Source organism: Vibrio sp. 1580 (genome assembly GCF_033340055.1).
The window spans coordinates 1-554 of sequence record NZ_JAWOVT010000591.1 but is presented as its reverse complement, the minus strand read 5'-3'; the positions used below and the strand labels follow the sequence as shown (position 1 = coordinate 554).

Below are 554 nucleotides of genomic sequence, written 5' to 3'. Positions count from 1 at the left end.
TTGGCGTTATCGCGACAGGCGCAACGTTGGATTCTGCTAACCCGGCAGCCGACGCTTTCCGTCAAGGTGCTGGCCAGCTTGGTTACTTCATCTTTGGCTTAGTACTGTTTGTTGCTTCCATCACGTCTGTAGTGGGCAACTCTTATATGGCTATCTCATTAATTAAGACGCTTTTCCCAGTTGTGGCGCGAAACGAAAAAGCGTGGTGTGTCGGCTTCATTATCCTAACCTCGCTAGGCACGGTTACCATGGATATGCCAATTCTTCTACTTATTTTAGCGGGTTTAGTGAACAGCATTATCCTTCCTATCGTTTTGGGTACCGTCTTAGTTGCGACAAAACGCAAAGATATCGTCGGTGACTACCAACACCCAATGTACTTAACGCTAACTGGAGCAGCGATTGTTATCGTGATGGCTGCATCGAGTTTGACTAACGTCGGTAACTTCATGGCGAAGTTTACGGGTTAATACTTTGTTGATAGTGATAAAAAACGGCCTCTTAATGAGGCCGTTTTTTATGCTTGTTTGGTCGGGGTTCTTACAATTTCTGGC

Annotated in this window: 1 protein-coding gene; it reads left to right on the top strand. The window is 45.8% G+C overall.

The features are described from left to right. Window positions 1–470 (top strand): divalent metal cation transporter (locus R7093_RS27320; RefSeq protein WP_318147293.1); only part of this gene is annotated, 470 nt, incomplete at its 5' end. Window positions 471–554 lie beyond the last annotated feature (84 nt).